This is a genomic window from Micromonospora sp. B9E7 (genome assembly GCF_039871815.1).
In the GTDB taxonomy this organism is placed as follows: domain Bacteria; phylum Actinomycetota; class Actinomycetes; order Mycobacteriales; family Micromonosporaceae; genus Micromonospora.
Map to the genome: position 1 here is coordinate 300467 of NZ_JBDPLX010000006.1, position 26574 is coordinate 327040.

At 73.0% G+C, this 26574-nt stretch carries 24 protein-coding genes; 8 read left to right on the forward strand and 16 right to left on the reverse strand.

Going from position 1 to position 26574, the window contains the following annotated elements; all coding sequences use genetic code 11:
* Nucleotides 1–100: 100 nt before the first annotated feature.
* The 4 genes from ABGB10_RS12745 to ABGB10_RS12760 all read right to left on the reverse strand — a co-directional run bounded on the left by ABGB10_RS12745 (nt 101) and on the right by ABGB10_RS12760 (nt 2173).
* Nucleotides 101–646, reverse strand: coding sequence for a winged helix-turn-helix domain-containing protein (locus tag ABGB10_RS12745; protein ID WP_347661071.1), 546 nt, complete (start codon nt 644–646; stop codon nt 101–103).
* Between the two features lie 49 nt (nt 647–695).
* Nucleotides 696–1181 carry a rhodanese-like domain-containing protein gene (locus ABGB10_RS12750; RefSeq protein ID WP_347661072.1) on the reverse strand — a complete coding sequence of 162 codons (486 nt, stop codon included), beginning with the start codon at nt 1179–1181 and terminating at the stop codon, nt 696–698.
* Between the two features lie 47 nt (nt 1182–1228).
* Complete coding sequence (locus ABGB10_RS12755; protein WP_347661073.1) at nt 1229–1684, reverse strand: cysteine dioxygenase family protein; 456 nt, start codon at nt 1682–1684, stop codon at nt 1229–1231.
* A 111-nt stretch (nt 1685–1795) separates the two neighbouring features.
* Nucleotides 1796–2173 (reverse strand): signal peptidase I, encoded by a 378-nt coding sequence (locus tag ABGB10_RS12760; protein ID WP_347661074.1) that lies wholly within the window; start codon nt 2171–2173, stop codon nt 1796–1798.
* A 61-nt stretch (nt 2174–2234) separates the two neighbouring features.
* Here ABGB10_RS12760 and ABGB10_RS12765 point away from each other — a divergent pair, with 61 nt between their 5' ends.
* Both ABGB10_RS12765 and ABGB10_RS12770 read left to right on the forward strand, forming a co-directional pair.
* Nucleotides 2235–2627, forward strand: coding sequence for an ankyrin repeat domain-containing protein (locus tag ABGB10_RS12765; RefSeq protein ID WP_347661075.1), 393 nt, complete (start codon nt 2235–2237; stop codon nt 2625–2627).
* Nucleotides 2628–2659: 32 nt separating this feature from the next.
* Nucleotides 2660–3607, forward strand: coding sequence for a DUF3500 domain-containing protein (locus ABGB10_RS12770; protein ID WP_347661076.1), 948 nt, complete (start codon nt 2660–2662; stop codon nt 3605–3607).
* Between the two features lie 250 nt (nt 3608–3857).
* Here the strand turns inward: ABGB10_RS12770 and ABGB10_RS12775 are convergent, their stop codons facing one another.
* The 7 genes from ABGB10_RS12775 to ABGB10_RS12805 form a co-directional block, all read right to left on the reverse strand.
* Nucleotides 3858–4616 (reverse strand): class I SAM-dependent methyltransferase, encoded by a 759-nt coding sequence (locus ABGB10_RS12775; RefSeq protein ID WP_347661077.1) that lies wholly within the window; start codon nt 4614–4616, stop codon nt 3858–3860.
* A 127-nt stretch (nt 4617–4743) separates the two neighbouring features.
* Nucleotides 4744–5235 carry a DUF2231 domain-containing protein gene (locus tag ABGB10_RS12780; protein ID WP_347661078.1) on the reverse strand — a complete coding sequence of 164 codons (492 nt, stop codon included), beginning with the start codon at nt 5233–5235 and terminating at the stop codon, nt 4744–4746.
* Between the two features lie 472 nt (nt 5236–5707).
* A complete protein-coding gene (locus ABGB10_RS12785; protein WP_347661079.1) occupies nt 5708–6448 on the reverse strand; it encodes a GAF and ANTAR domain-containing protein in 741 nt (246 codons plus the stop codon).
* Between the two features lie 181 nt (nt 6449–6629).
* Complete coding sequence (gene secA2, locus ABGB10_RS12790) at nt 6630–8921, reverse strand: accessory Sec system translocase SecA2 (RefSeq protein WP_347661080.1); 2292 nt, start codon at nt 8919–8921, stop codon at nt 6630–6632.
* Nucleotides 8922–8997: 76 nt separating this feature from the next.
* Nucleotides 8998–10773 (reverse strand): ABC transporter ATP-binding protein, encoded by a 1776-nt coding sequence (locus ABGB10_RS12795; RefSeq protein ID WP_347661081.1) that lies wholly within the window; start codon nt 10771–10773, stop codon nt 8998–9000.
* 113 nt (nt 10774–10886) lie between these two features.
* Complete coding sequence (locus ABGB10_RS12800; protein ID WP_347661082.1) at nt 10887–11975, reverse strand: zinc-binding dehydrogenase; 1089 nt, start codon at nt 11973–11975, stop codon at nt 10887–10889.
* A complete protein-coding gene (locus tag ABGB10_RS12805) occupies nt 11968–12978 on the reverse strand; it encodes a Gfo/Idh/MocA family oxidoreductase (protein ID WP_347661083.1) in 1011 nt (336 codons plus the stop codon). Before ABGB10_RS12805 ends, ABGB10_RS12800 begins: the two co-directional genes overlap by 8 nt.
* Before the next feature lie 192 nt (nt 12979–13170).
* Between ABGB10_RS12805 and ABGB10_RS12810 the strand changes: the two genes are divergently transcribed.
* From ABGB10_RS12810 to ctaD, 5 genes are all read left to right on the forward strand, one after another.
* Nucleotides 13171–14187: a glucosyl-3-phosphoglycerate synthase gene (locus tag ABGB10_RS12810; protein WP_347661084.1), complete on the forward strand. Its 1017-nt coding sequence runs from the start codon at nt 13171–13173 to the stop codon at nt 14185–14187.
* Between the two features lie 79 nt (nt 14188–14266).
* On the forward strand, nt 14267–15424 hold the full coding sequence (locus tag ABGB10_RS12815) for a glycosyltransferase (protein WP_347661085.1): 1158 nt from the start codon (nt 14267–14269) through the stop codon (nt 15422–15424).
* 78 nt (nt 15425–15502) lie between these two features.
* Nucleotides 15503–15961, forward strand: coding sequence for a DUF4383 domain-containing protein (locus ABGB10_RS12820; protein ID WP_347661086.1), 459 nt, complete (start codon nt 15503–15505; stop codon nt 15959–15961).
* 111 nt (nt 15962–16072) lie between these two features.
* Nucleotides 16073–16795, forward strand: coding sequence for an ATP-binding protein (locus tag ABGB10_RS12825; RefSeq protein WP_347661088.1), 723 nt, complete (start codon nt 16073–16075; stop codon nt 16793–16795).
* 124 nt (nt 16796–16919) lie between these two features.
* The gene (gene ctaD / locus ABGB10_RS12830; RefSeq protein WP_347661089.1) at nt 16920–18911 is read left to right on the forward strand and encodes a cytochrome c oxidase subunit I; all 1992 of its coding nucleotides are present in this window, start codon (nt 16920–16922) and stop codon (nt 18909–18911) included.
* A gap of 67 nt (nt 18912–18978) precedes the next feature.
* Here ctaD and ABGB10_RS12835 read toward each other — a convergent pair whose 3' ends face one another.
* Together ABGB10_RS12835 and ABGB10_RS12840 are read right to left on the reverse strand one after the other, a co-directional pair.
* Nucleotides 18979–20124 carry a SigB/SigF/SigG family RNA polymerase sigma factor gene (locus tag ABGB10_RS12835; protein ID WP_347661090.1) on the reverse strand — a complete coding sequence of 382 codons (1146 nt, stop codon included), beginning with the start codon at nt 20122–20124 and terminating at the stop codon, nt 18979–18981.
* 223 nt (nt 20125–20347) lie between these two features.
* Nucleotides 20348–21790 carry a hypothetical protein gene (locus tag ABGB10_RS12840; RefSeq protein ID WP_347661091.1) on the reverse strand — a complete coding sequence of 481 codons (1443 nt, stop codon included), beginning with the start codon at nt 21788–21790 and terminating at the stop codon, nt 20348–20350.
* Between the two features lie 145 nt (nt 21791–21935).
* Here ABGB10_RS12840 and ABGB10_RS12845 point away from each other — a divergent pair, with 145 nt between their 5' ends.
* Entirely contained in the window at nt 21936–22166 is a 231-nt protein-coding gene (locus ABGB10_RS12845) for a CDGSH iron-sulfur domain-containing protein (protein ID WP_347661092.1), read from the forward strand.
* 242 nt (nt 22167–22408) lie between these two features.
* Here ABGB10_RS12845 and ABGB10_RS12850 read toward each other — a convergent pair whose 3' ends face one another.
* The 3 genes from ABGB10_RS12850 to ABGB10_RS12860 are packed head-to-tail and all read right to left on the reverse strand — an operon-like array spanning nt 22409 to nt 26445.
* The gene (locus ABGB10_RS12850) at nt 22409–23524 is read right to left on the reverse strand and encodes an iron-containing redox enzyme family protein (protein WP_347661093.1); all 1116 of its coding nucleotides are present in this window, start codon (nt 23522–23524) and stop codon (nt 22409–22411) included.
* Between the two features lie 49 nt (nt 23525–23573).
* Nucleotides 23574–25328: a thiamine pyrophosphate-binding protein gene (locus tag ABGB10_RS12855; protein WP_347661094.1), complete on the reverse strand. Its 1755-nt coding sequence runs from the start codon at nt 25326–25328 to the stop codon at nt 23574–23576.
* Entirely contained in the window at nt 25321–26445 is a 1125-nt protein-coding gene (locus ABGB10_RS12860) for a Vms1/Ankzf1 family peptidyl-tRNA hydrolase (RefSeq protein ID WP_347661095.1), read from the reverse strand. The genes ABGB10_RS12855 and ABGB10_RS12860 overlap by 8 nt, the downstream gene beginning before the upstream one ends.
* Nucleotides 26446–26574 lie beyond the last annotated feature (129 nt).

Sequence of the window (26574 nt, forward strand, 5' to 3'; positions counted from 1 at the left end):
TGCGTACGAGCTTGATGATTACAGCAGAGTCACCGAGATGCCCCGTTACGGGGGTCCCCGCCCGGTTCAACGCGGTGGCCGCAGGCCGCCGGACCAGGGCTTACCGGCTGTGGTCCACGCTGATCCGAGCCTCGTCGGCCAGCCGGTAGCCGACCCCGTAGACGGTGGTCACCACCTCCGACCCGGCCAGCTTGGCGCGCAGCCGGCGGACGTGCACGTCCACGGTCCGGGCCACCGCGTGCTCGTACCCCCAGACGTTGGACAGCAGTTGCAGGCGGGTGAAGACCCGGCGGGGCCGCTCGGCCAGGAACAGCAGCAGCTCGTACTCGATGCGGGTCAGCGGGACGACCCGGTCGCCCTGGCGGACCATCCGCGAGCCGGCCAGGATGCGGACGTGGGGCGCGTCGGCGGACGGCTCGCCGACGGGGCTCGGGGCCGGTCGCGGTGCGGGCGCGAGGTCCTCGACGGTACGCAACCGACCCTCCCCCGACTCGGCCAGCTCACCGAGCAGCTGGACCAGCCGGGCCAGCCGTGGGCTCAGCGGCCCGGGGACGAGGTCGAGGGTGATGGTGAGGGTCGGGGCGGTGCGCGGACAGGTCGGGCGCGTCCCCGGGTGGCGGCGCGTGGGGATGGCGACGACGGACATGATGCCTCCTGAGTGGCGGTACGCCGCCACGCCTGGTGCGGCGTGACGGTCAGCGGCGCGCCCACCCGGTGTGCACGGGGGACGCGAGTGGGGAGGTGTGCAGCGGGGTCGGGCCGAGAGCCGGCAGGCCGGCGATCCGCCACGCCGCGAAGCCGCCGACCACGTCGGTGGCCCGGTGCAGGCCGACGTCCTGCAGGGCGGCGGCGGCCAGGGACGAGGTGTAGCCCTCCTGGCAGAGGATCAGCACCGGCACGTCGTAGTCGACGGCCTGCGGCAGTCGAGCCGGGCAGCGCGGGTCGAAGCGCCACTCCAGCACGTTGCGCTCGACCGTGAGCGAGCCGGGCACCACGCCGTGCGCGGCCCGCTGCGCGGCCGGTCGGATGTCGACCAGCAGCGCGCCGGCCCGGTACGCCAGGTGCGCCCGCTCCGGGTCGAGCCGACGGAGCCGGGCCCGCGCGGCGGCCAGGATCTCGTCGATGCCGCGGGAGCCCGGGGGCGGTACGGGTGTCGGACAGTGCTCGGCGGTTACCTGCATCATCGTGTTCCTTCCGGTGCCAGGGGGTTGATCGGGACTCGCCGTGCTCACCAGGACGTGCCGGCTTCGGCGACCTCGGCGACCCGCAGCCGGCCGTCCACGAGGTCGTAGCGGGTCATCCGCAGCAACGCCGGCCGGTAGACGTGCACGCTGACCGCCGGATCCGGGCCCTGGTTGGTCACCCGGTGCACGTGTCGGGGCCCGAAGCGGCGACCGGCGCCGGCGGGTAGCAGTCGTGGGCGTAGCCGACCGGCGGTGACCGTCTCCTCGGTGAGCGTTCCGCTGACGACCCGAAACGCTCCGGAGGAGCCGCCGTGGTCGTGCAGGTCGGTGCCCTGCCCGGGCAGCCAGCTCAGCGCCCACACCTCGTGCTCGTCACTGACGGCGAGGCGGGCGTACCAGCGCTCGGCGGGGTCGAAACACAGCGCGACCGGCCAGCCGGCCGGGTCGGCCCACCGGGCGGCGACGGTGAGCAGGTCAGGCTCCGGGCGGTGGCGCGTCATGGCAATTCCTCGCGGGTCGTGCGGCGGGGTGCCCTCGTACTCTAGACGGTAAAGCCTATAGGTTTAGTAGGTAATTCCATTCACTGGGACGCGGGTCGGACCTGGTGTCGTTCAGCGCACCACCGGTGGGTCCACCCGGTATCCGGGCAGCGAGGGCCACCGCACCGTCAACACCACCGACGCGCGCTCGGCGAACCACGAATGGTCCACCCCCCGGCCCCACACCACGTAGTCGCCGGGCAACGCCAGCCGTACCGTCCGATCGGGCAACTCCACCCGGAAGCAGCCCTCGACGAGCACGAGCAGGGTGGTCCGTCGCTCCCCCGTCGCCCATCGCGACCGGGCCTGCCCGGGCGGATGCACACCCCACTTCACCTCGACGTCGGTGCTGTGCCGGATCTCCCCCGGTGGCGCGAAGTGCCCGAGCAGCCAGCCGGCGTTGGTGGCACCGTCGACACCCGCGTTGCCCACGTACACCGTCTCACCCATCGGACCCTTCCCCCAGCACGCCGGCCGAGCAACCTATCAGCACACGCCGTAGCCTGGACGGGTGACCGAGGACCTCGACGCCGAGACGCTGGCGTTCGCGCACCGGATGTTCGACCTGGCCCGCGCCGGCTCCACCGAGGAACTGGCCGCGCAGCTCGACGCCGGCCTGCCGGTCAACCTCACCAACGACAAGGGCGACACGCTGCTGATCCTGGCCGCGTACCACGCCCACCCGGACACGGTGGCCGCCCTGCTCAGTCGCGGCGCCGACCACTCCCGGGCCAACGACCGGGGTCAGACGGCTCTGGCGGCGGCGGTCTTCCGCAGCAGCACGGACGCGGTCCGCGCGCTGCTCGCCGCGGGCGCCGCCCCGGCACACGGCAACCCGTCGGCGCTGGAGACCGCGCAGTTCTTCGACCTGCCGGAGATGACGGAGCTGCTGCGCGCCGGCTGACACCAGCCCGCAAGGGCCGGTATACAGGGTCGGTGGAAGATCCCCTGCCCGAGCAGATGCGAGCCGCCAGCACCACGCTGCTGGCCGCGCTCGACCCCGCCGCCCGCGAGAGCGCCGCGCACCCGTTCGACGACGAGGCGGCCCGACGCTGGCTGGAGTACCGGCCCCGACCCCGACCGGGCGTCAGCCTGGCCGAGATGGACGTCGCCGGCCGCAAGGCCGCCCACCGACTGCTGGCCACCGCGCTCAGCCCTTCGGCGTACGCGCAGGCGATGGCGATCATCGCGCTGGAGGAGGTGCTGGACCGAGCCGAGGACTGGCAGCGCGGACGGCACAGCGCTGACTACTGGGTGGCCGTGTTCGGCGACCCGGCGCGCGACGACCGCTGGGGATGGCGGTTCGAAGGGCACCACCTGTCGGTGACCATGACCGTGGTCGACAACCAGGTCTCCCCCGCCCCGATCTTCTTCGGCGCCAACCCGGCGACGGTCCGCTACGCCGGCCGCCCGGTCTCCCGCCCACTCGGAGTCGAGGAGGACCTCGCCCTGGCCCTGCTCGACGCGCTGGGCCCCGCCGAACGGGCCGCCGCGGTCATCGCCGACGAGGCGCCGGCGGACATCATCAGCGCCACCCGAGGGACCGTCGACGCGCCACTGGAGCCGCTCGGCGTACCGGCGGACCGGATGGGGCCGACCGGTCGCGCGCTGCTCGACCAGGTGGTCGCGCTGTACCTGGACCGGCTGCCCCCCGAACTGGCCATCCGGGAGGCGACTCGACTGGCCGCCGGCCCGCTGCACTTCGCCTGGGCCGGCCCCACCCGCCCCGGGCAGCGGCACTACTACCGGGTACAGGGCGACGACCTGCTGATCGAGTACGACAACACCAGCCCGGACGGCAACCACGCGCACACCGTCCTCCGTCGCCCCGCCAGCGACTTCGGTGCCGACGTCCTGGCCGGGCACCACCGGACCCACCACTAGGAACGCTCGCCCGCGCCCGCGCCCGCGCCCGCGCCCGCGCCTGCCCTGCCCTGCCGCCCGCGCGCGACCGCCTGCCCTGCCCTGCCCTGCCCTGCCCTGCCCTGCCCTGCCCTGCCCTGCCCTGCCCTGCCCTGCCCTGCCCTGCCCTGCCCTGATGATCGACTCCATCTCGGCGATGTGGTGCCATCCTGCTGCCCGGACACCCCCACCTCGCCGAGGTGGAGTCGATCACGCCACCCCCGCTGGTCGGTCAGGGGCGGGTGGCCTCGATGAGGAAGCGCTCGGCGTGGGCCACGAAGGGGCCTTCCTCGACGATCCGCCCGTGCAGGTCTCGCAGCCGATCGCGGTAGCGCTCGACCGTGAACCCGGGCACCGTCCAGATCACCTTGCGCAGGAACCAGACCACCGCGCCGATGTCGAAGAACTCCGCCCGCAGAGACGCCCGGCGCAGGTCGACCACCCGCAGCCCGGCCGCCTCCGCGGCGGTGACCGCGTGCTCGGGGCGCCGCGCGGTCGACGGCGGCAGCGGACCGAGGATCGCCTCGCTCAGCTCCCGCATCGTGCCCGCCCCGATCTGTTGGGACAGGAACGTCCCGCCCGGTCGCAGCACCCGGGCCGTCTGTGCCCAGTCGGTACGCACCGGATGCCGGCTGACCACCAGGTCGAAGGAGGCGTCGCGAAAGGGCAGCGGGCCGTCCGGGTCGACCGCCACCACCGTCGCGCCCACCTTTTTCAGGGTGCGCCGGGCAACCTCGACGTTGGGCGGCCAACCCTCGGTGGCCGTCAGCAGCTTCGGTGGCCGTGGCACCTCGGCGAGCACCTCCCCACCGCCGGTGTCCACGTCCAGCGCGGAGGTGGCGCGCGCCATCCGATCGGCGACCAGCCGGGCATACGCCCACGGCGGGCGCTCCTCGGTGGCACGGCCGTCCAGCCAGCCGAAGCCCCACCCGTCGACCGGGGCGGCAGCTGCCTCCGCGATCAGTTCCTCGGCGTTCCGCAGATCGGTCATGGCGGTCAGCCTCACCGCCCGGCCACCCGACCGGCAACTCATTTGCCGGCCACCGCCACCGCCCGCCGGACGACTGCGGGTCACGGGCGACAGCGCCTGGGCGGCAGCGCCGGGCCGGCAGCGCGCGTCAGGGGCGCGGGCGGACGATCTCGACGGTGCCACCGGCGAGCGCGTCGAGGCCGCCCGTCTCGGTGCGGCCGGTGTCGAACTGGCGCATCAGCCGGGCGCCCAGGTGCACGCCGATGCCACCGGCGGCCAGCGCGACCAACTCGGTGATCAGGATCGCGGCCGACGCGCCGTGCTCCGGTGACTGCGACCGGACCAGGCAGGTGAGCAGGAACATGCCGGCCATCACCGCGTTCACCAGGTTGAAGGCGACCGCTGTGCGGCGGGTGCGGTCGACTGGTACGTCCCACAGGTCGATCATGCCGGCCACCGCGGTCAGTGCCGCGGCGACGAGGGCGGCGACGCCGGTCCAGTAGCCGACCTCACCCAGGAACGCCGGTCCGCCGACGATATCGGTGAGGTCGAAGACGGTGGCGCTGACGAAGAGCCCGAGCGGGAACGTGACCAGCATCGGTTGGATCGGGTGCCCCTGCACCCGCAGCCGGCTCTGCATCGGTCCTCCCCCGGGTCGGCGCAGCTCACCTGACCAGAGTGCTACCCGGGGCCGGTCGGGACGAAACGACGCCGCCCGACTCGCCACCGAGCGAGAGAACGGGCACCGCCGGGAGAACGGGCACCGCCGGGAGAACGGGCACCGCCGGGAGAACGGGCACCGCCGGGAGAACGGGCACCGCCGGGAGAACGGGCACCGCCGGGAGAACGGGCACCGCCGGGTGAACGGGCACCGCCGGGTGAACGGGCCCGTCGGGAGGTTGATCGACTCGGGATACAGGAAACCGGGCCATCCAAGTGCCTTGGACACCCCGGAATCAAGGAACCCGAGTCGATCAACGCCGAGGCCGCGCCGAACACCTAGGCCGCCGAACGCCGAGGCCCCGCCGAACACCTAGGCCGCCGAACACCTAGGCCGCCGAACACCGAGGCGCCAACGCCGACCCGTCGGGCGGGTCGCGACGCGCTGTCGGTCAGGCGTCGCGGGGGCGGGAGACTGTGCGGACCAGTCGCTCGGCCACCTCGCGCAGCGGGATGTCCAGCGACGTCGCGGCGGTACGCAGCACTTCGAGTGCCTCGGCCGGCGGACACCCGCGCTGGGTCATGATCACGCCGACGGCCTGGCCCACCACCCCGTCGTGCAGGAGCGAGGCGTCCCGTTCACCGGCGAGGGTGAGCTGTCGGCTGCGGTCGCGGACGGCGGCCAGCAGCAGGCCGGCGTGCTCGGCGAGCAGCATCGCGGTCAACTGGTGTTGCGGCGTGAGCAGGTCCGGCGAGGCGGCGTAGAGGTTGATCGCTCCGATCACCTGGTCGTCGATGTCGACCGGCGCCGAGATCACCCCTCGTACGCCGAGGTCACGGGCGCGCGCAGTCCAGACCGGCCAGCGGGGCTCGGCGGTCAGGTCGGCGGCGAGGATCATCTCGCGGCGATGGATGGCGCTCATCGCCGGCGAGTCCGGACCGTGTCGCAGGTCGTCCAGCCCGGCCAGCCGCTCGTCGGAGGCGGCCACACCGGCCGGTTCGCCGGCACGCAGGGCGGTGAAACCACACCAGCGCACCCCGGCCACGGCGTCCCGGGTCACCCGGACCAGCGCCAGCAGCGCCTCGTCGAAATCGGTCAGAGCGATCAGCCCTGCGGTCAGTTCCCGTAACAGCGCGGCGGTTTCCAGGACGCCGAGGGTCTGCACCACCGGCTCTCGCGTGTCGAGGTTCACCGGTTCGCAGCCTCCGTGCCCATCCGCGCCTGCCCGCCGGGCATCGTCACCTGTGTCATCGTCTGCTCTCTCCCGACTCGACCGACCAGCCCTACTACCCTCGCAAACCTAGGTCGAAACGACGTAAATCGGGGCCCCTTGCCAGGCGCGAGCGCACGACAGGGGGCCCCGAGGGCCTACCTCAGCGGGAGGCGCCGCTGAGCCGCCGCCCGATCGAGGCGATCAGCCGGTCCAGCTCGGAGCCGAACGGGTTGTCGTGCACCAGGTACGTCCAGGTGGCGGTGGGCCGGACCAGGGTGCCGTCGTCGGCCTGCCAGTCCTCATCGAATTCGGTCTCGTTGAAGGTGGCGATGGTGCGGGCCTCGATCTCCGGGATCAGGTCGTTGAACGCCGGCACGGCGGCCCGGTGGAACTCGTCCAGCGGGTCGAGCCGGCCCAGCGCGCGCAGGTGCACGCCCTCACGGACCTCCGACAGCTCGGCCAGGTGCTCGGCCCAGAGCCGGTCCAGGTGGTAGAGCGCGATCGAACGGGCCGCGCGGGCGAGCAGGTCCTCGTCCATCTCGCCGGCCTTCTCGGGCTCCTTCTCGAGGAGCATCACGGCGGCCACGTCGCTGGTCAGCAGCCGTTCGCGGCGCGCGGCGAGCGCCTTGCGCTGCTGCTCGATCACCACGCTGTAGCGCCAGGTGTTGCGGTGGATCTCGTGGTTGACGCCCTCGGCGACCCGCTGGGCGTGCTCGACCGCGTAGTCCACCTGCTCGTCGGTCACCAGGCCGTCGGCGTTCATCCGCGGCGAGGCCGGCACCGCGTCGGCGGCGTGCCGGACGACCAGGTCGTCCTCCAGGCTGACGAAGAAGACCGACCCACCGGGGTCGCCCTGCCGGCCGGCCCGGCCGCGCAACTGGTCGTCCACCCGACGGCTGTCGTGCCGGCCGCTGCCGATCACGTAGAGCCCGCCCAGCTCGGCGACCCGTTCCTGGTCGCTCTGGTCGCTGCCACCGAGGCGGATGTCGACACCCCGGCCGGCCATCTGGGTGGACACGGTCACCGCGCCGTACGCGCCGGCCTCGGCGATGATCGCCGCTTCCTCGTCGTCGTTCTTGGCGTTCAGCACGACGCAGGGCACCCCGGCGGCGTTGAGACCGGCCGCCAGCCCCTCGGACTCCTTGACGTCCAGGGTGCCGACCAGCACCGGTCGCCCCTCGGCGTGCCAGCGCTGGATCTCGTCGATCAGCGCGTCGTCCTTCTCGGCCCGGGTGGCGTAGATGCGGTCCGGCTCGTCCTCGCGGATGCACGGGGTGTTCGACGGGATCACCGCGACCTCGAGGTTGAAGAACTCCCGCAGCTGGTCGCCGACCAGCACCGCCGTGGCGGTCATCCCGCACACCTTCGGGTAGAGCGCGATGTACGCCTGCATGGCGATCGTGCCAAGCACCTCGCCCTCGGCGGTGGCGTCCAGGCCCTCCTTGGCCTCGACTGCGGCCTGGAGACCGTCCGGCCAGCGGCGGCGCTGGGCCACCCGGCCGCGCATCTCGTCGACCAGCTCGACCGAGCCGTCCCGGACGATGTAATCCACGTCACGGTGCAGCAGGGCGTGCGCGTGCAGCGCCACGTTGACCGCGGAGAGCTGCGCGACGTGCTCCTCGTCGTACAGGTCGATGCCGAGCTTGGCCTCGATGGCGGCCAGGCCGGCGGAGGTGAACGCCACGCTCCGCCCGTCCTCGGCGACCGTGTAGTGCTTGCCCTTGCGCAGGCCACGCACCAGCGCGGCGGCGGCGTGCACCGGGTCCTGCTCGCCCGGCACCGCGCCGGCCAGGACCATCGGCACCCGGGCCTCGTCGATCATGATCGAGTCGGCCTCGTCGACGATCGCGGTGGTCAGCGGGGGCTGCACCCGGTCCTCGGCGTCGGTGACCAGCTGGTCGCGCAGGTAGTCGAAGCCCGCCTCGCTGACCGAGACGTAGGTGACGTCGCAGGCGTACGCGTCACGCCGCTCCTGCGGCGTGGAGGCCTCGTTGACCCAGCCGACGGTGAGGCCGAGCAGGGTGTAGACCGGCTCCATCCACTGGGCGTCGCGGCGGGCCAGGTAGTCGTTGATGGTGAGCACGTGCACCGGACCGTTGCCGAGCCGGACGTGCCCGTACGCGGCGATCGTGGCGGTCAGTGTCTTGCCCTCACCGGTGGCCATCTCGGCGACCTTGCCGGAGAGCAGCGACATCGCGCCGAGCAGCTGCACGTCGTACGGCCGCTGGTCGAGGCCACGGCGGGCGGCCTCCCGGCCGACCGCGCAGATCTCCTCGTAACCGACGGCGGCGCCCGCGGCCTCGGTCAGCTCGGCGTCGTCGAGCGCGGCGAGCTGATCCTCGCGTGCCTCGATCGCCGGCAGCAGCTTCTCCAGCGGAGCAAGATCCACGGTCGAGCCGGGGCGCTGGAGGAACCGCCGGAACTTGCTCTTGAACCGTTGCGACACACCCATGAGCGGCAACGGTACGCGATTCCGGCCGCCGTGCGCGGCCCGGCCGCCCGGCAAGTTCGCCGCAAGCGGCCGTCGGTCAGCCGACCAGCAGTTGGTGGCTGGCGAGTTCGCGGTAGAGAGGGTCGGTGTCGGCCAGTTCGGCGTGGGTGCCCACGGCCACCACCCGGCCACCGTCGAGGACCACGATCTGGTCCGCGTCGACCACGGTGGCGAGCCGGTGCGCCACGATCAACAGCGTCCGCCGGACCGCCACCGCGTCGATGGCGCGGCGCAGGGCGGCCTCGTTGCGCGAGTCGAGGTTGCTGGTCGGCTCGTCGAGCAGCAACACCGGCGGGCCGGCGAGCAGCGCGCGGGCGATGGCCAGGCGCTGCCGCTCACCTCCGGAGAGCAGCACTCCACCCTCACCCACCTGGACGTCCAGCCCTTCGGAGGTGCGTTGCGCCAGGTGCGCGAGGTTGACCTCGTCCAGGACCTCGCGCAACCGGTCGTCGGTGGTGTCCGGAGCAGTGATCAGCAGATTCTCCCGCAGCGTGCCGGCCAGCACGGGGGCCTCCTGCTCGACGTAGCCCAGCCGGGCCCGCAGCGCGTCGCGAGGCAGGTCGCGCAGGTCGGTGCCGTCCAGCCGGATCGCGCCGGCACTCACCTCGTAGAAGCGCTCGACCAGGGCCAGCAGGGTGGACTTGCCGGCGCCGGAGGGGCCGACCAGCGCGGTACGGGTCCCGGCGGGCACCGTGAAGCTGACCTCGTGCAGCACCGACTCGCCGCCCGGGTAGCCGAACCCCACCCGGTCGAACTCGATCATGGGGGTGGGGCCGCGCGGGGTCGCCGTCGCGACCGAGGGCGCCGGCCGGTCCGCCGCGCCCTCGGCGGGCACGGCGAGGATCTCCTCGATCCGCTGCAGGGCGCCCAGACCCGACTGCAACTGGGTGTACGCCCGCAGCACCTGGGCCAACGGCAGCGCCAGGAGGAACAGGTACATGACGAAGGCGACCAGGTCGCCGACGGAGATCGCCCCGGCGGCGACCCGCGCCCCGCCGATGCCGAGCACCAGCAGGAACGCGCCCTGCACGGTGATCGAGCCGATCGGGCCGACCAGTGACTGCACCCTGGCCACCCGCAGTCCGGCCGCGTACGCCTCCCGCGCGCTGCCGGTGACGGTCTGCGCCTCCCGGGTCTCGGCGCGGCTGGCCCGGATGGTCCGGGCCGCCGAGATGGCCCGCTCCACCGCCGAGGTCATCTCGCCGATCCGCTCCTGGGCGGCGCGGGCCAGCGCCCGGACCCGGCGGGCGAAGGTGACGGCGAAGCCCAGCCCCAGCGCCACCCCGAGCAGGGTGATGCCGAACAGCAGCGGGTCGAGCAGCACCATGGCGGTGCCGGCGCCGACCACCGTCACCGCCCCGGTGACCGTCTCGAAGAGCCCGGAGGTGACGACCGCTCGCAGCAGTGTGGTGTCCGAGCCGACCCGGGAGAGCAGGTCGCCGGTGCGTCGGCTGTCGTACTCGGCGATGGGCAGCCGCAGCAGGTGACTGGCGAGCCGTCGCCGGGTGCCCAGCACCACGCCTTCGGCGGTGCGTTGCAGCAGGTAGTCGCGCAGCCCGCCGATCGCCGCGCCGAGCACCACGAGGGCGACCAGCACCGTCACCAGTCCGGAGACCGGGTGGTCGGCGCCGATCCGGTCGAGCACCGACCGGGTGAGCAGGGGCTGTGCCAGCGAGGCCGCCGCGCCGACCAGCGACAGCACACCCACCACGACCAGGGTGCCGCGGTGCTCACGCAGGTACGGCAGCAGCGCGGCCAGGCCGACCGACCGCTCCTTCGGGGTGCTGACCGGCCGGTCCTTCGGGGTGCTCATGCCGGGAACGGTAGTCCGCCGCGTCACCCCCGCGGACGCGGTCCGGGCCGACCCGCTCCCGGTGACCGCTCCGGGAGCCGGTCAGGCGGCCAGCACCCCGCTGCGGGGGCCGATCAGGCGGCCAGCACCACCTGGAGTTCCTGGCGTCGACGGTCGGCCAGGTCGGTGAGCAGGGTGGGCGCCTCGTCGAACGGCACCACCGCCGACACGAGGTGTTTACGGACCACGTCCCCGTACGTGCGGAGCAGGTCGACGGTCTCGGCGGAGAGCCGCTCCCGGTCCCAGGTGGGTGCTAGGCCGCGCGGCACCCGGCCGATCTGCGCGCAGCGCAGCGAGAGCCCGTTGTGGTGGAATTCCTCGCCGAGCCGGACCGCGTCCGCGCCCTCCTGGTAGAAGGCGAGGTCGATGACCGTGCCCTGGGGGCGCAGCAGCCGCAGGGCGAGTTGCAGCGCCCAGGCCTGTCCCCGGCACTGGAACACCACGTCGGCGCCCCGGTCACCGGCGGTGTGCGCCCAGCGGGTCTTGAGCACGACGGCCGGGTCGTCCGCGTCCGGGTCGAGGGTTTCCAGGCCGAGCGCCTCGGCGGCGTGGCGGCGTTGCGGGGTGGGGTCGAGCACCACCACCGAGGCAGCGCCGTTGCGGCGGGCGAACAGCGCCGTCAGCAGCGCCACCACACCGGCGCCGACCACGGCGACGCGCCGGCCGCGTACCCCGTCGCCGAGCGCGCGGACGTCGGCGCCGTGCAGGTCGGCGGCGGCGTGCAGCAGACCGTTGGCGCAGATCGGGCCCATGTGCGCGACGTAGACGCCGAGCAGCGGGTCCAGGTCGTCGGGCAGCGGCACGAACCGCTCCGCGACCGGGTCGGCCAGCCAGCCGGTGCGGTGCCCGTAGGTCATGGCGCCGACCGTGCCCACCGCGACGGCCGGGGTCTGGCTCTCCACCACACGGCCGACCTGCATGTAACCGAGTCGGTTCACCGGGTAGGGGGTGCTCGCCGCGCCCGGTTGGAACAGGCCCAGGTCGGCGTTCCAGGTGACGTTCAGGTACGGGTTCGTGCCCTTGACGTAGCTCAGTTCGGTGCCGGCGGAGACGCCACTGAAGAGCGTCTCGACCCGGAACGTGCCGGGGCGTAGCGGCGCGGCGTCCTGCTCGACCAGCTCGACCCGACCGGGACCGGTGACCACCACGACCTTGTCACGCATCGACGGCCACCCCCGTGGAGAGCGCCGCCGGGGCGGTCGGGGTGGTGAGCCGTACGGTCGCGCCGGTGCGGGCCGAGTCGGCCACCGCGAGGGCCAGTCGCTGGGTCGCGAGGGCCTCGGCGTACGGGACGCGGACGTCGTCGCCGATGCCGCGCACGGCGTCGACGAACGCTCGGTCGACCGCCACCCGGGCGGCCTCCGGATCGGCGGGCACGTGTCGTTCGCCGTCGGCGTCGCGGATCGACAGGCCGTCCTCGGTGAGGGCGAGGGCCAGCCCGTCGGCGAGGATCTCGAGGCCGGCCCGGTGCTTCCAACCCAGCACGCAGGCCGCGCTGAGGGTGCCGACCGCGCCGTCGGCGAAGCGCAGCACTGCGGTGGTCACCGAATCGATGTCGGCGCCGTCGACCGGCGGCGGGGTGCCGTTGCCGTACGCGGTGACCTCGGTGACCTCGCCGGCCAGCACGCGGACCAGGTCCAGCACGTGGGCGGCCTGCTCGACCACCGGGCCGCCGGAGCGGTCCCGCCGCGACCACCAGGCCACCGGGGGCACCTTGTCCAGCCAGGCGCCGGAGACCATCCGCACCGGACGGTCGGCGAGCAGTTCGCGGGCCTGGTCGAGCACGTTCAGGTAGCGCCAGTGGTGGCCGACGGCGGTACGCAACCCCCGGCGCGCGACCAGGTCGGCGATCCGCTCGGCGGTGCCCAGGTCGACGGCGACGGGCTTCTCCACGAACATCGGCACCCCGGCCTCGACCAGCGCCTCCTCGGCGGGGCCGTGTGCGAACGGCGGTACGCAGACGTACACCGCGTCCGGGCCGGTGCCCAGCAGCTCGGCCATGTCGGCGCAGGCCCGCGTGCCGTGCTGCGTGGCCAGCGCGGACGCCGCCTCCGGTGTGACGTCGGTGACGCCGACAAGCTCGACGTCCTCGAAGCCGGACAGCACTCGCGCGTGACGTTGTGCCACGCCGCCGGCTCCGACCAGACCCACCCGGCACTGACGCATTCGACACCCCTTCGGAGACCTTTCATGTGCGATGGGAGCAGTCCCCCGGGGTGTGCGCAATCAAACGTTCATCCCCCGGGAACGCACCGGCGTCACCTCTGTGATCAAGCTGTTGCCGAGAAAGCGGTTAACGCGTGGCAGGGAATGGGAACTACCAATTTCGGTTTTCACGCACGAACGGAGGGGGTGCCCGTGCGGGATGCGACATCGAGCGTGTCACCTGTGGTGGAGGCGTGGGCCACGTACCGGACGACGACGGCGGCCGACTGGCCGGCACGTCGGCTGATGCGGGCCAAGGGCGAGACCCGGGTCAGTGTGGTGCTGCCGGCGCGCAACGAGGAGGCCACCGTCGGCGCGATCGTGTCGACCATCCGGGAGCACCTGATGGATCGGGTCGCCCTGGTCGACGAGCTGATCGTGGTGGATTCACGGTCGACCGACCGCACGGCGCAGGTGGCCCGGGCCGCCGGCGCGGAGGTGGTCAGCCAGGACGCCATGACCCGGGGGCTGCCCCGGCTCACCGGTAAGGGCGACGCCCTCTGGGCCGGTCTGGCTGCCGCCGAGGGGGACGTGGTGGCGTTCATCGACGCCGACCTGCGGGAGTTCCGGCCGCACTTCGTGAGCGGTCTGCTCGGCCCGCTGCTGACCGACCCCTCCGTGGACTTCGTGAAGGGTTTCTACCACCGGCCACTGGTGGGCACCGCCAGCGTGGAGCAGGACGGCGGGGGCCGGGTGACCGAGCTGATGGCTCGACCGCTGCTCAACCTGTTCTGGCCCGAGCTGGCCGGCTTCGTGCAGCCCCTCGCGGGCGAGTACGCGGGCCGCCGGGACGTGCTGGCCCGGGTGCCGTTCGTCTCCGGGTACGGGGTGGAGACGGCCATGATGATCGACCTGCTCGACCTGGTCGGCCTCGACGCGATGGCGCAGGTGGACCTCGGCGAGCGCAAGCACCGGCACCAGGACACGGCGGCGTTGGGCCGGATGTCCGCGCAGATCATGTTGACCGCCTGGTCCCGGTTGCAGCGGCGCGGCTGGGCGACCCCCGGCCTGGCACCGGAGGCGTTGTTGACGCAGTTCCGTCGCGGCGGCTCGGACACCCTGCCGAACCTGGACCGCGAGATCGTGGTCACCGACGTGTCCATCGAGGAACGCCCGCCGCTGGCCGAGTTGCGCCACCGGGTGCCGCGCCGACGGGTGGCCGCCGCGTGAGCGCGAGGGCTGCGCCGATCCTGCGAGCCCCGCAGTCGGCGACCGCGGGCCCAGTGAGCGGCCGGAAGGGGCGAGCCGGATGAGCCTCACCGTGCTGATGAACGCCGGGCCGTGGCTGTCCGTGCCACCGCCCGGCTACGGCGGCATCGAGAACGTGATCGCCACGCTCGTGCCGGAGCTGCGGCGACTGGGCGTACGGGTGGTGCTCGCCTCGGTGGGCAGCAGCACCCTGCCGGTGGACGAGCGGGTGTCGGTCTTCGCCGACGGGCAGTTCGCCGCGTTGCAGCGGCCGTACAACCAGGTCTGTGGCATCGCCCAGGCGCACCTGGCCGGGGTGGTCCGTGAGCTGCACTCCCGCGACGACATCGACCTGGTGCACGACCACGTGGAAGCGGTCGGCCTGGCCACGCTCGCCGCGATGGGGCCGGCCGGGCCGCCGACCCTGCACACCCTGCACTGGGACCTGGCCAAGCATCCCGCGCTCTACGGCAGCCTGGACGGCGGCGACCGGGTCCGGGTCAACGGGGTCTCCGCATCGCAGCTGGCCCGGGCCCCGCTGGCGCTGCGGGAGCACTCGGTGGGGCACGTGCACCTGTCCACGCCGCTGGCCGTCGACGCCGACCGCCGACCCCGACCGGAGAAGGGCGAGCACCTGCTCATCCTGGGCCGGATCAACCCGGGCAAGGGGCAGGACGTGGGTGCCCGACTGGCCCACCGGGTCGGGTTCCCGCTGGTGCTGGCCGGTCCCGTGGGCCCGTACCATCGGCCGGCCGACCTGGCCGCGGCCGGCGACGAGGCCCGGCAGAACCCGGACGTGCGGTTCTTCCTCGACGAGGTGGCGCCGCACGTCGACGGTGACCTGGTCCGCTGGGTCGGCACGGTGGCCGGTCAGGAGCGGGACGACCTGCTCGCCAGCGCCCGCGCGTCGCTGTTCCCGCTGCGGTGGGAGGAGCCCGGCGGCACGGCGGTGGTCGAGTCGCTCGCCCTGGGTACCCCGGTGGTGGCGACCTCCCGGGGCTGTCTGCCGGAGCTGATCGAGCACGGCCGGACCGGGCTGCTCACCGCCGAGGAGGAGGAGCTGGGCGATCTCGTGCTCGCCAGCGACCTGCTCGACCCGGACGAGTGTCGGCGGGTGGCCGCGCAGCGGTTCACCCCGGCGGTGATGGCCCAACGCTATGTGGAGCTGTACGAGTGCGTCCGCCACCTCTCCAGCGCGCCCAGGCTGCTGCCGGCCTGACCGTCGGCGGCGTTTGTCGGCGGCGGCAGCGGGTAGGCCGCAGCGCTTCGTACCCGCCGCGCAGCGAGGAGCCGGGGAATGGTCGGACCGATGGCCCACTCCCGGGCCCGACCCAACCCGGCCGACGGCAAGGCGCCGGTCCGGCGCGCGGCGGCAACGGTGGGCGTGCTGCTCCTGCTGATCGGCGTGCTCGGCTTCGTTCCCGGCATCACCAGCGGGATGCACGACCTGCGCTTCGCCGGCCACGGCTCGGGCGCGTACCTGTTCGGTGTCTTCCAGGTGTCGGTGCTGCACAACCTGGTGTACCTGGCGTTCGGGGTGGCGGGTCTGGTGCTGGCGCGGACGGTCGCCGGGGCCCGGACGTTCCTGATCGGCGGCGGCGCCGTCTACCTGGTGCTCTGGCTCTACGGGCTGGCGGTGGACCAGGACACCGGCGCGAACGTGCTGCCGGTCAACGACGCGGACGGCTGGCTGCACCTGGGCCTCGGCGTCGGCATGATCGCGTTGGGCGTCCTGACCGGACGACCTCGGCCGTGACCTGCGCCGATGCGGCCGGTGAGCCTCCTCGCTCCGCCGTTGGTCCGGTTTGACGCCGGGCGGCCCCGGGTAGTGGGGAGCTCCCGACCCAGCAGCGAATCGAGGGCACTGATGTCGAGCCGGATCACCTGCGAGGTGCGCCGCACGGCACCGGTGGCGGTCGTCCGACTCACCGGTGCGCTGCATCTGGGCACCATGCGCTCGGTGCACCAGGCACTCAACGACGCCCTCGTCGACCAACCGGAGGCGTTGGTGATCGACATGGCCGAGGTGAGCGTCGAGGACAGGCTCGCGCTGTCCGTCTTCGCGGCGGCCGCCCGTCGCGCCGAGGAGTGGCCGGCGGTGCCGGTGGTGCTCTGCGCCCCGTCGCCGGTCGCCGCGCGCTGGCTGGCCGAGTCGACCACCTGCCGGGCGGTCCCGGTCACCGCGGACTGCGCGGAGGCCACCCGGATGGCGGGTGCCACGCTGCGGATGCGGACCCGGCTGGAGCCGGTGGCCGAGGCGTGCCGGCGGGCCCGGGACCTGGTCACCGACGCCTGTGCACGGTGGAACCTGCCCAACGCGTCCGGCCCGGCCGCGTTGGTGCTCAGCGAACTGGTCGGCAACGTGGTGCGCCACGCCGGCACCCCGATGCAGGTGACGGTGACCCTACGTCGACCGTATCTACACCTGGCGGTGGTGGACGGCAGCAGCGCCCAGGCCCGGCCGGGTGGGACGGACCTGCACGCCGAGGGTGGCCGGGGCTTGATGCTGGTCCGGGAGTTGACGCAACGGTGGGGCAGCGTGCCGGCCGGTCAGGGCAAGGCCGTCTGGGCGATGTTGCCGGCGACCTGAGCGGTCGAGGTGCCTGCGCCGGTACTGGCGATCTGACCGAAATTACCGCTCTGGGCTGGTTACATGGGGAGAGGGTCGGGTAGGCACGCCCGTCCTTTCTGCCGTCACGACGGGGTGAACAGCCATGCCCAAGCGGGTAACCACGGAACCCGGTCGCGATCGGGGCCCGGCGATCCTGGCACCGGCCCGGTTCGGGGGCTTCCCCGGAGCGGTCCGGGCACCGGTCCCCGGCAACTCGTTGATCAAGTTCCTCGCCACCACGGATCACAAACAGATCGGCCTGCTGTACCTGCTGACCTCCTTCGGCTTCTTCGTCCTGGCCGGCCTGCAGGCGATGGTGATGCGGGCCGAACTGGCCCGTCCGGGAATGCAGTTCCTGTCCCCGGAGCAGTACAACCAGCTCTTCACCTCGCACGGCGCGGTGATGCTGCTGCTGTTCGCCACGCCTGCGGCGTTCGGATTCGCCAACTACATCGTGCCGATCCAGATCGGCGCGCCAGACGTGTCGTTCCCCCGCCTCAACGCACTGGCCTACTGGCTGTACCTGTTCGGCGGGCTGATGGTGGTCGGCGGCTTCCTCACCCCACAGGGGTCGGCGGACTTCGGCTGGACGGCGTACACCCCACTGAGCAGCGTCGAGAACTCCCCCGGTGTGGGCGCGAACATGTGGGTGCTCGGTCTCGTCGTCTCCGGGCTCGGCACCATCCTCGGCGCGGTCAACCTGATCACCACGATCCTGACCCTGCGCGCACCCGGAATGACCATGTTCCGGATGCCGATCTTCACCTGGAACATGCTGTTCACCAGCGTCCTGGTGATCCTGGTGTTCCCGCTGCTGGCCGCCGCACTGCTGGCGCTGTCGGCCGACCGGCTGCTCAACGCGCACGTCTACGACGCCGCGACCGGCGGTCCGATGCTCTGGCAGCACCTGTTCTGGTTCTTCGGCCACCCCGAGGTGTACATCATCGCGTTGCCGTTCTTCGGCATCATCACCGAGATCATCCCGGTCTTCTCCCGCAAGCCGCTCTTCGGCTACACCGGGATCGTGCTGGCCACCGTCGCGATCACCGTGCTGTCCATGACGGTCTGGGCGCACCACATGTTCGCCACCGGTCAGGTGCTGCTGCCGTTCTTCAGCATCCTCAGTTATCTGATCGCGGTTCCCACCGGCGTGAAGTTCTTCAACTGGATCGGCACGATGTGGAAGGGCCAGCTCACCTTCGAGACACCGATGCTGTTCGCCATCGGCTTCCTGGTCACCTTCCTGCTCGGCGGTCTCACCGGGGTGCTGCTGGCCAGCCCGCCGGTCGACTGGCACACCCACGACAGCTACTTCGTCGTGGCGCACTTCCACTACGTGGTGTTCGGCACCGTGGTCTTCGCCCTCTTCGGCGGCTACTACTTCTGGTGGCCGAAGATGACCGGGCGACTGCTCGACGAGCGGCTCGGCAAGGCGCACTTCTGGACGATGTTCATCGGCTTCCACGGCACCTTCCTGGTGCACCACTGGCTGGGCAGCGAGGGCATGCCGCGCCGCTACGCCGACTACCTGCCCAGCGACGGCTTCACCACGCTGAACACGATCTCCACGATCTTCGCGTTCATCCTCGGCCTGTCCACCCTGTTCTTCATCTACAACGCCTGGAAGTCCTGGCGCTACGGGGCGGTGGTGACGGTGGACGACCCGTGGGGCTTCGGCAACTCCCTCGAATGGGCCACCAGCTGCCCGCCGCCGCTGCGCAACTTCGACCGGATGCCCCGGATCCGCTCCGAGCGCCCCGCCTTCGACCTGAAGTACGGCCCGCTCGTCGCCGACCTGGGCCGGGACCTGCCGCAGCGCACCACGAAGCCGCCACAGCACTTCGCCGACGAGCTGCGGATGGAGCACCACGCCCCGGAGTCGCCGGCCGCCGAGGGCGCGCACGGCGCCCGGGACGCGGTCGACTACCGGCCGGCGCCGCGCTCCGGCGCCCGTCCGGTGGACGTGCCGGAGCCCGAGGGCGTCCGCCGGCCGAGCTTCGAACAGAGCGACGCGCCCGAGGACGCCGAGGACCCGCCGAAGCCCCACGAACGCTGGCGTCACCCGCACAGCGACGGCAACCCCGAAGAGCACTGACCAGGGGTACGCGCACAGCAGGGCCGACGCCCGACCGGGTGTCGGCCCTGCTGTCGTCGGTGTGCGGTCAGTCCCGGGCGGGGGCCAGGCCGGCGGCGGTGAGCGAGCGGCGTACTGCGGGCTGGACCCGGGTCAGGCGCAGCGGCACGCCGGTCCGCTCCGCCGCGTCCCGCCCGGCCATCAGGGCGGCTATCCCACCGGCGTCGAACCCGCCCGCGCCGACCAGATCGACGACCACCTCGCTGGGCTGGCCGGTGACCGCCTCCAGCATGGCCCGGCGCAGCTGGTCCGCGCCGTCGCGGTCGATCTCGCCGCCGACCTCGACCACCACCCGGTCGCCGTTCTGCTTGACCGAGATTCGGGTCTTGCCCGGGTCGGGTTCGGCGGCGCCGTTCTGCCACGGCGGCGCCGCGTCGGCGAGCATCGCCTGACGCAGCCAGGTGAGCGCCCGCGACAGCAACCGGGAGACGTGCATCTGCGAGATGCCGAACCGGGCGGCGATCTCCGCCTGGGTCTGGTTGCCGTAGAAGCGCATGGCCAGGATGCGCCGCTCACGCCAGGGCAGCCGGTGCAGCAGACCGCTCACCGTGACCCGGTCGTCGACCGACTCCAGCGCGTTGTCCGACTCGCCGACCAGGTCACCGAACTCCGCGGAGCTCTCCCCGCCGACCGGAGCGTTGAGGGAGGCCGGGCTGTAGCCGGCCGCCGACTCCAGCGCGGCGAGGATCTCCTCCTCCGGGGTCTCCAGTCGGGCCGACAGTTCGGCCACCGACGGGGCCCGGGACAGCTCGCTGGTCAGCGCGGCGGTGGCCTGTCCCACTTCGAGGATCAGGTCGCGCAGCCGGCGGGGTACGTGGACGCCCCAGGTGCGGTCGCGGAAGTGCCGTTTGATCTCGCCCACGATGGTGATCGCGGCGTACGCGGTGAAGGACCCGCGTTCCGGGTCATACCGGTCGACGGCGTTGACCAGCCCCAGCCGGGCCACCTGCTCCAGGTCCTCCAGGGGCTCCCCACGCCCCCGGTACCGGCGGGCCAGCCGCCCGGCGAAGGGAAGCGCGAAGCGCACCAGGTCGTCGCGGGCCTCTCCGCGTCGCTCCGGCGGCAGCCCTTCGATCCGGGCCGCGTACGCCAGTGCCGCCGAGTCGAGATCCTCCAGACCTCGATCGGTGGGTGGTGGTGGTGTGGTCGTGGTTGTGCTCGTCTGTCCGAACATCCGCGCCTCCCTCAGGAAGGTCCCCCGCCCGGATCGGGAAACCGGTCGTGCGCGTGGTCGAACCACGCACCGGGCCGGAAAAGTGGGTCAGTGACTGGGATGCCAGCGGGCGACACCGCGTCCACGCAGCGCAATCAGGCCGTCGCAGTCAGCGATGTTCCCGCTCCGTAGGTACTCAATCACGGGACCCCGGGTTCGCGAGGATGTTTCGGCGTGCTCCGCCTCAGGAGACCAACAACCCCTGGTGGCCGCCGCTGTCGCGGAGCACGGCGAGAGCCTCGGCGGCCCTCAGCGGGGGCGGCACGGGCAGGTCGTACGGCTGGGCTCGCAGGACCTCGGTGGCCCGGCGGGTGGGCACGGAGGTCACCGGGTAGCCGCGCGCGGTGGTCCGGTCCAACGCCCGACGCCGCCGCCCGAACCCGGCCACGGCCAGCCACTGCGGCAGCCCGGCCAGGGCGGGCGAGCGCATCCCGGGCGGCTCGGGCAACACGTCCACCGAGCTGAACGCCTCGCTGCCGGCCAGCCACCACTCGGCCTCGTCGACGCTGCGCCGGGTGGCGTTCTCGCACCAGTACGGCACCAGCCCCGCCCGCACCACCTGCCACGGGTCGAGCAGGCGCCCGCATTCCACCACCAGCCGGTCACCGGTCTTGCCGGCGGAGCGCAGCCACCGCCGGTAGAGGTCGGCGACGCCCGCGCTCAGTGCCGCCGGTCGGGGTACCAGCACCCGGTGCATCGGGTGCTGGTGGCGCGCGGACCAGTCCCGCACGGCCAGCTCGAAGCCCGAGTCGATGCCGTGTTCGGCGTCACCCGACGGTACGGACACCTCCGGTGGCGCCCACCGGGCCGCGTCGCCGCCGACGGAGCGCAGGACCTGCCGCAGCGCGTGGCTGTCCGGGTGGAAGTCCACCGGGTCCAGCCCGCTGGCCGGGCAGCCGACCTGGAAGCTGTGCCCCGGACCGCGTTCCAGGACCGGCCAGGTGCGCGCGTCGCGCACCAGCAGCACGGGGGCACCGGGGAGCAGCCGGTCGGCCAGGAACCGCGCGTACGCGGCCGGCAGCGCCCTCCACGCGGCGGTCAGCGCCACGGTCGCCCCGGTCAGCGGACCACGGGTGGCCGGGCAGTGCACCTGGCGCAGGTGCAGGTCGGCGTTGCCGGCGAGCAGCCGGGTGGCGAGTGCCGCCCCGTGCTCCAGGGCGTCCGCCGGGCGGTCCACCGCGCCGTCGGTCCAGTGCACGGTCATCTCGAAGCTGGCCGGCAGCCACGGCACGCCGAGAGCCACCGCGAGGTGTGCCAGGCCGCCGTGCGGAGAGCCGATCAGCACCCCGGGGTAGCGCCGGCGGGGGTACTGGTCGACGAACCAGCGGGCGACCCGTGCGGCGTCCACCTCGTCGACCTGGTCGACGGTGAGGGCGACCCGTCCGGCGGCCCGGGTGACCGCGGCACGGCGTACCGGTTCCGGGGCACCGGGGAAGCGCGACGTGGGTCCGGTCTGCCCGAGGTCGGCGCAGTCCGCTCCGCGCAGCGCCCGGGCGGTGGCGGCGACCAGCACCCGGGCGGCGCTGCCCGCGGCCACGACCCGGTCGCCGGCCAGACCGGCGCCATCGGCCGTGAGCCCCTTGTGCACCTTGTGCACCGGCCCCACCTTGCCTCGTTCGCTCACCACGCGGCCCGGCTTCCCGTCCCGATGGGGTTCAAACGGGGCATCACCCACCCGTCGGCACATTTCGCTGGTCAGGGGGGTGCGCCGGTCATCAATGGCGTTCGGTCGCTCGGGTTTCGGTGGGGTCAGGGCGGGCACTTCCGGGTCCATGGGCACCGACGACACCAGCGAGCCAGCGGCCGCCACGATCACCCCGTACGAGGACGGACCGCTGCTGGTCCGGGGTGACTTCGCGTTGGTCACGCCGGACGGCGAGCGGATCGACCCGCGCCGGGGCACGGTGGCGCTGTGCCGGTGCGGCAAGTCGGCGCTCAAGCCGTTCTGCGACGGCACCCACAAGGCAATTCGATTCCGGGCGGGCACCGCCCGCGAGGGCTGACCCGAGGTCGCCACGTCACGCAGCGCGAGCGCGCCGGCAGGGCCCACCCGCCACACACGCCGCCTTTGCTCTGCACCCACGCAGGCACCACGCACGGTCGGTAACCGTCGCATGGGTGGGTGCAGAGCAAAGGGCGAAGCAAGGGGTGTACGCCCGAGGGCGGCGGCGGCACCTCCGCCGGCTCGCAGCGCGACCAGCGCAGCCAGCGCGACCAGCGCGACCAGCGCGACCAGCTTCTCCGGTCAGACGAACGCGGTCGGGGCCGGCGGGGCGACCACGAGGGGCGGGCCCACCAGGGTCGACGCGACGAGCGAGACGGTCGGCGGCAGGGCCGGCGGCGCGGGCGGCCGCAGCGAACTGCGACCGGCAGCCCAACTGTCCAGCAGGTGCGCGGCGAACAACCGGTCCAGCGCGAGCCCGGCCGCCGCGCCGAACAACACGTCGGGGGCGAGGGCCGGCTCGACACCGACCAGGCCGCCGCACATGTCGTGGACGGCGATCTGCTCGTGCACCGCGTCGGCCTCGACGTGCTCGTCGTAGAAGCGGGTGGCCACCTCGTCGAAGCCGAGCCGGCGCAGGCCGTTGCCGTAGCGGCGGTTCGGCAACGAGGAGGTCATCTCGAACGCGGCGAGGTGCCCCAGGAGCGCGCCGCGCAACCGTCGGTGCAGCCCGAACAGCGACATCAGGTTGTTGGTCGCCAGGGTCACCGCCGGTACGGCGTCCAGGTGGGCGGCGTACCCGATGTCCAGCCCCAGCCGGTCGAGGGTGCGCCGGAACAGCTCGGCGTGCATCCGGTCCAGTCGGCCGTTGCCGTACTCGTCGGTCTGGATCTCCACGAGCGCGGCCTTCGCCGGCCCGCCGAGTCGGGGCAGCGCCCAACTGTGCGGATCCGCCTCGCGCAGGTGGTACACGGACCGGTGCACGACGAACTCGCGGAACTGGGCGAGGTCGGCGCGCCGCTGGAGGTTCGCGGCCAGCGACGGCCCGTCGTCGGCCGCGACCAGCTCGGCCAGGCCGGCGGGCACCCCGGCGGCGGGCACCGCTGGCGTGCCCACCAGCCGGCGCAGCGCCGCCTCGAAGAGGCGTTCGCAGTGGGCGCGCAGCGCGAGCAACGTCGGCTGCCACTCCCATGACTCGTCCACCCCGAGCCAGCCCCGGTAGTGCAACTCGTAGCAGAGGAACAGGGTCAGCTGAAGGTCCTCGTCGGTGATCGGGTCCGCCGGGTCGAGGTCGACGCCGAGATCGGTCGGCAGGTCGTGCGGCGGACGCCGCAGAGCCTTGACCACCGCCGTGGAGAGCGGGCCGCGCGGCCGCGGAAGGGTCGCGGGACCGTAGCGGCGGTCAGCGGGCTCGGACATGGAACCTCCAGCGTCGTCGGGCCGCTTCTGATGCCCTGGCCAGGCGCGACTAAACGAGGTCGTCGGCGTTCGCGGTGACCTCCACCTGCTCCCGCACCTTGCGGGCGGGGGCGCCGTCGGCGTACAGGCCCCGCAGGTCGGCGAACGCCGGCTCCGGCGGCGCCAGCGACACCGCCGGGTCGACGACCGCTTCCAGTACGCAGGGGCGGTCCGCCGCGAGGGCCTCGTCCCAGGCCGCACCGACCAGCTCCGGGCGGTCCACCCGCACCCCGTGCAGCCCGAGCAGGCGAGCCCAACCGGCGTACGGCACGTCGGGTCGGCGTTGGGTCGGGTCGGACGACGGCGCTCGCCCACCGCCCATGCCGTTCTGGTCCCGGTTGTTGAGCACCAGCACCACCAGACGAGGGTCCCGCCACTGCTGCCAGTGGTGCGAGACGGTGATCAGCTCGGCGAGCCCGTTGAGCTGCATCGCCCCGTCACCGACCAGCGCGACCACCGGTTGGTCGGGGGCGGCGAGCTTGGCGGCCACCGCGTACGGCAGGGCGCAGCCCATCGAACCGAGCGTGCCGCACAGTTGGGCGTTCACCCCGGGCGGCAGGGTGAGGTGCCGGGCGTACCAGTAGAGGACCGAGCCGACGTCGACCGCGACCGCGCCGTTGCCCGGCATCCGGGCGGACAGCTCCTGCAGGACGAGTTGCGGGTTGACCGGATCGGCGGGCGCGGCGACCCGCTCGGCCGCGACGTCGCGCCACCGGTCCACCGAGGCCTCCACGGTGGCGCGCCACCGCTGCTCGGGTCTGCCGCGCAGGCGGGTCAGCAGCGCTCGCAGGGTCTCGGCGGCGTCACCGACCAGCGGCACGTCCGCCGGGTAGCGGGTGCCGATCCGGCGACCGTCGATGTCGATCTGCACCGTGCGGGCCTGTTCCGGCATCGGGAAGTAGTCGGTCCACGGGTCGTTGGTGCCGACCATCAGTAGCGTGTCGCAGCCGCCCATCAGCTCGGCCGCCGCCGGGGTGCCGACCTCGCCGAGGACCCCGGTGTGGAACGGCAGCCGCTCGTCGAGCACCGGCTTGCCCAGCAGTGAGGCGGCCACCCCGGCGCCGAGCCGGTCGGCCACCTCGATGATCTCGGAGGCCGCGTCGCGACCACCCTGGCCGACCAGGATCGCGACGCGTTGACCGCCGCCGAGCAGTTGGGCGGCGGCGTCGAGGTCCGCGTCGTGCGGCAGTACCCGGGCCAGCGGCTCACCGGGGGTCGCCGAGACCACCCCGACGGCGGACGGCTGCAGGTCGGGCACCAGGGCTTCCTGCAACTGCCGGGGCAGCACGACACAGGTCGGGCTGCGGGTCGCCGCCGCCGTACGGAACGCCTGGTCCAGCAGCGTCGCCACGTCCTCGGGGCTACGGCCGTACCGGACGAACTGGTTGCACACGTCCCCGAAGAGACGGCTCAACCCGATCTCCTGGTGCGCGGCGCCGAGCGGCCCGGAGATGTCCTCCCCGACGATCGCCACCACCGGCTTGCTGTCCAGCTTGGCGTCGTAGAGGCCGTTGAGCAGTTGGACGGCGCTGGGCCCCTGGGTGGCGAGGCAGACCCCGATGCCGCCGGTGAACTTGGCGTGCCCGGTGGCCATGAACGAGGCGGTCTCCTCGTGTCGCGCCGGGACGAACGCCGGTTCGCCACCGGTACGCTCCAGCGCCTCGACCAGCGGAGCGATCGCCGCCCCCGGGTAGCCGAAGGCACGGGGTACCCGCCAGGCCAGCAGCCGTTCCACCACCAGATCCGCCACCCGGCGCTCAGCCATTGCCGCGCCCCGGTGTGCCGGGGTCGACGTAGCGCAGCACCGCGCCGACGCCGTCGGTCAGTTCGGGTGCCTCGTCCGGGCCCAGCACGGTCAGTGCCGCGTCGGTGCCGACGAGCGCCCGCACGAGCGCCGCGTCGGCGCGTACCCGTTGCGGGTCGTCCACCGACATCGCGGCCAACTGCCCCGGGTCGACGGCGATCTCGGTCGGCTCCGAGCCGATCCACAGCTCACCGGTGGCCGACGGGTCGTCCACGATGATCATTGTGTCGACCTGGTTGCGTTGCAGGGCCGAGACGACCGCGTCGAGACCGCCGCCGACGTCCTCCTGCACACCGAACTTGTCCAGTGCGGCGGCGATCCGCTGGTCGGCGACCTCCGCGATGGTCTGCACGGTGAGGTCGTCCAGCATCGTCTGGTCGGCGCCGCCCGCCCGGGAACCGGCGTCGGTGCGGACCACGAGGTCCTGCCAACGCTCCGGCATCTGCGCGGCGATCATTCCGGTGGCGCGGACGTCACCGGCGACGACCACGACGTCGGCGCCGACCCTGTCGGCCAGGTCCACGGTCGCGGCGGTGACGTCGCCGGCGTTCTGGTGCCAGGCTTCCATGGCCGCCCGCTGATAACGCGACTGGGACCAGCCGCCCGGCTTCGTTCGGCGCAGCGGGAACTCGTCCCGACCGGCGACGTGTGCCCGCCGGGGGACCCCGCCGGCGCTGACCGCCATGGCGTCGGCGCCCATCCGGTCGGCCACCACCCGCACCCAGGCCACCTGTTCGCCGCGCTGGGCGAGCAGCGGCATGACGTGTGGCAGCGGCGCGAAACTGGCCAGGTCGCGCAGTGGTGGCGCGGACAGGTACTCGGAGAGCACCACCCGGCCGTGGCTGGCGAACACCGCCAGGCCGTAGTCCCCGACCATCGGGTCGTGCCCACGGATCACCCGGTCCAGCGCGGCGACGCTCGCCTCGTCGGCGCCCTGGTCGGTGAGTTGACTCTGCAAGGCGCGCCAGCGCAGGTCCAGTGCGGGATGGGCGTCCTCCGTGTCCGCGGAGGCGTCCAGGTACACCGAGCACCACGGCCCGGGACGGTCGTAGAGCGGGCGCAGGAAGGACAGCTGCATGCTCGACCCCTTTCCAGCTCGGCCCCCCGCTTACCCGGGTCGCCCGGGATGTCACCTCGCGGCCGTGAGCCCGTGACCAGGTTTCATTCACGTCGTTCAACCGAGGACGTCGATACGATCTGTGCACAC

Bases quoted from the DNA above. Each gene is read 5' to 3' on its own strand.
- ABGB10_RS12835 (WP_347661090.1), bottom strand. From the start codon at position 20,124: ATGTTCGGACAGACGAGCACAACCACGACCACACCACCACCACCCACC.
- ABGB10_RS12745 (WP_347661071.1), bottom strand. From the start codon at position 646: ATGTCCGTCGTCGCCATCCCCACGCGCCGCCACCCGGGGACGCGCCCG.
- ABGB10_RS12755 (WP_347661073.1), bottom strand. From the start codon at position 1,684: ATGACGCGCCACCGCCCGGAGCCTGACCTGCTCACCGTCGCCGCCCGG.
- ABGB10_RS12800 (WP_347661082.1), bottom strand. From the start codon at position 11,975: ATGCGTGACAAGGTCGTGGTGGTCACCGGTCCCGGTCGGGTCGAGCTG.
- ABGB10_RS12775 (WP_347661077.1), bottom strand. From the start codon at position 4,616: ATGACCGATCTGCGGAACGCCGAGGAACTGATCGCGGAGGCAGCTGCC.
- ABGB10_RS12860 (WP_347661095.1), bottom strand. From the start codon at position 26,445: ATGCAGCTGTCCTTCCTGCGCCCGCTCTACGACCGTCCCGGGCCGTGG.
- ABGB10_RS12750 (WP_347661072.1), bottom strand. From the start codon at position 1,181: ATGCAGGTAACCGCCGAGCACTGTCCGACACCCGTACCGCCCCCGGGC.
- ABGB10_RS12795 (WP_347661081.1), bottom strand. From the start codon at position 10,773: ATGAGCACCCCGAAGGACCGGCCGGTCAGCACCCCGAAGGAGCGGTCG.
- ABGB10_RS12815 (WP_347661085.1), top strand. From the start codon at position 14,267: ATGAGCCTCACCGTGCTGATGAACGCCGGGCCGTGGCTGTCCGTGCCA.
- ABGB10_RS12780 (WP_347661078.1), bottom strand. From the start codon at position 5,235: ATGCAGAGCCGGCTGCGGGTGCAGGGGCACCCGATCCAACCGATGCTG.
- ABGB10_RS12805 (WP_347661083.1), bottom strand. From the start codon at position 12,978: ATGCGTCAGTGCCGGGTGGGTCTGGTCGGAGCCGGCGGCGTGGCACAA.
- ctaD (WP_347661089.1), top strand. From the start codon at position 16,920: ATGCCCAAGCGGGTAACCACGGAACCCGGTCGCGATCGGGGCCCGGCG.
- ABGB10_RS12845 (WP_347661092.1), top strand. From the start codon at position 21,936: ATGGGCACCGACGACACCAGCGAGCCAGCGGCCGCCACGATCACCCCG.
- ABGB10_RS12825 (WP_347661088.1), top strand. From the start codon at position 16,073: ATGTCGAGCCGGATCACCTGCGAGGTGCGCCGCACGGCACCGGTGGCG.
- ABGB10_RS12850 (WP_347661093.1), bottom strand. From the start codon at position 23,524: ATGTCCGAGCCCGCTGACCGCCGCTACGGTCCCGCGACCCTTCCGCGG.
- ABGB10_RS12820 (WP_347661086.1), top strand. From the start codon at position 15,503: ATGGTCGGACCGATGGCCCACTCCCGGGCCCGACCCAACCCGGCCGAC.
- ABGB10_RS12855 (WP_347661094.1), bottom strand. From the start codon at position 25,328: ATGGCTGAGCGCCGGGTGGCGGATCTGGTGGTGGAACGGCTGCTGGCC.
- ABGB10_RS12760 (WP_347661074.1), bottom strand. From the start codon at position 2,173: ATGGGTGAGACGGTGTACGTGGGCAACGCGGGTGTCGACGGTGCCACC.
- secA2 (WP_347661080.1), bottom strand. From the start codon at position 8,921: ATGGGTGTGTCGCAACGGTTCAAGAGCAAGTTCCGGCGGTTCCTCCAG.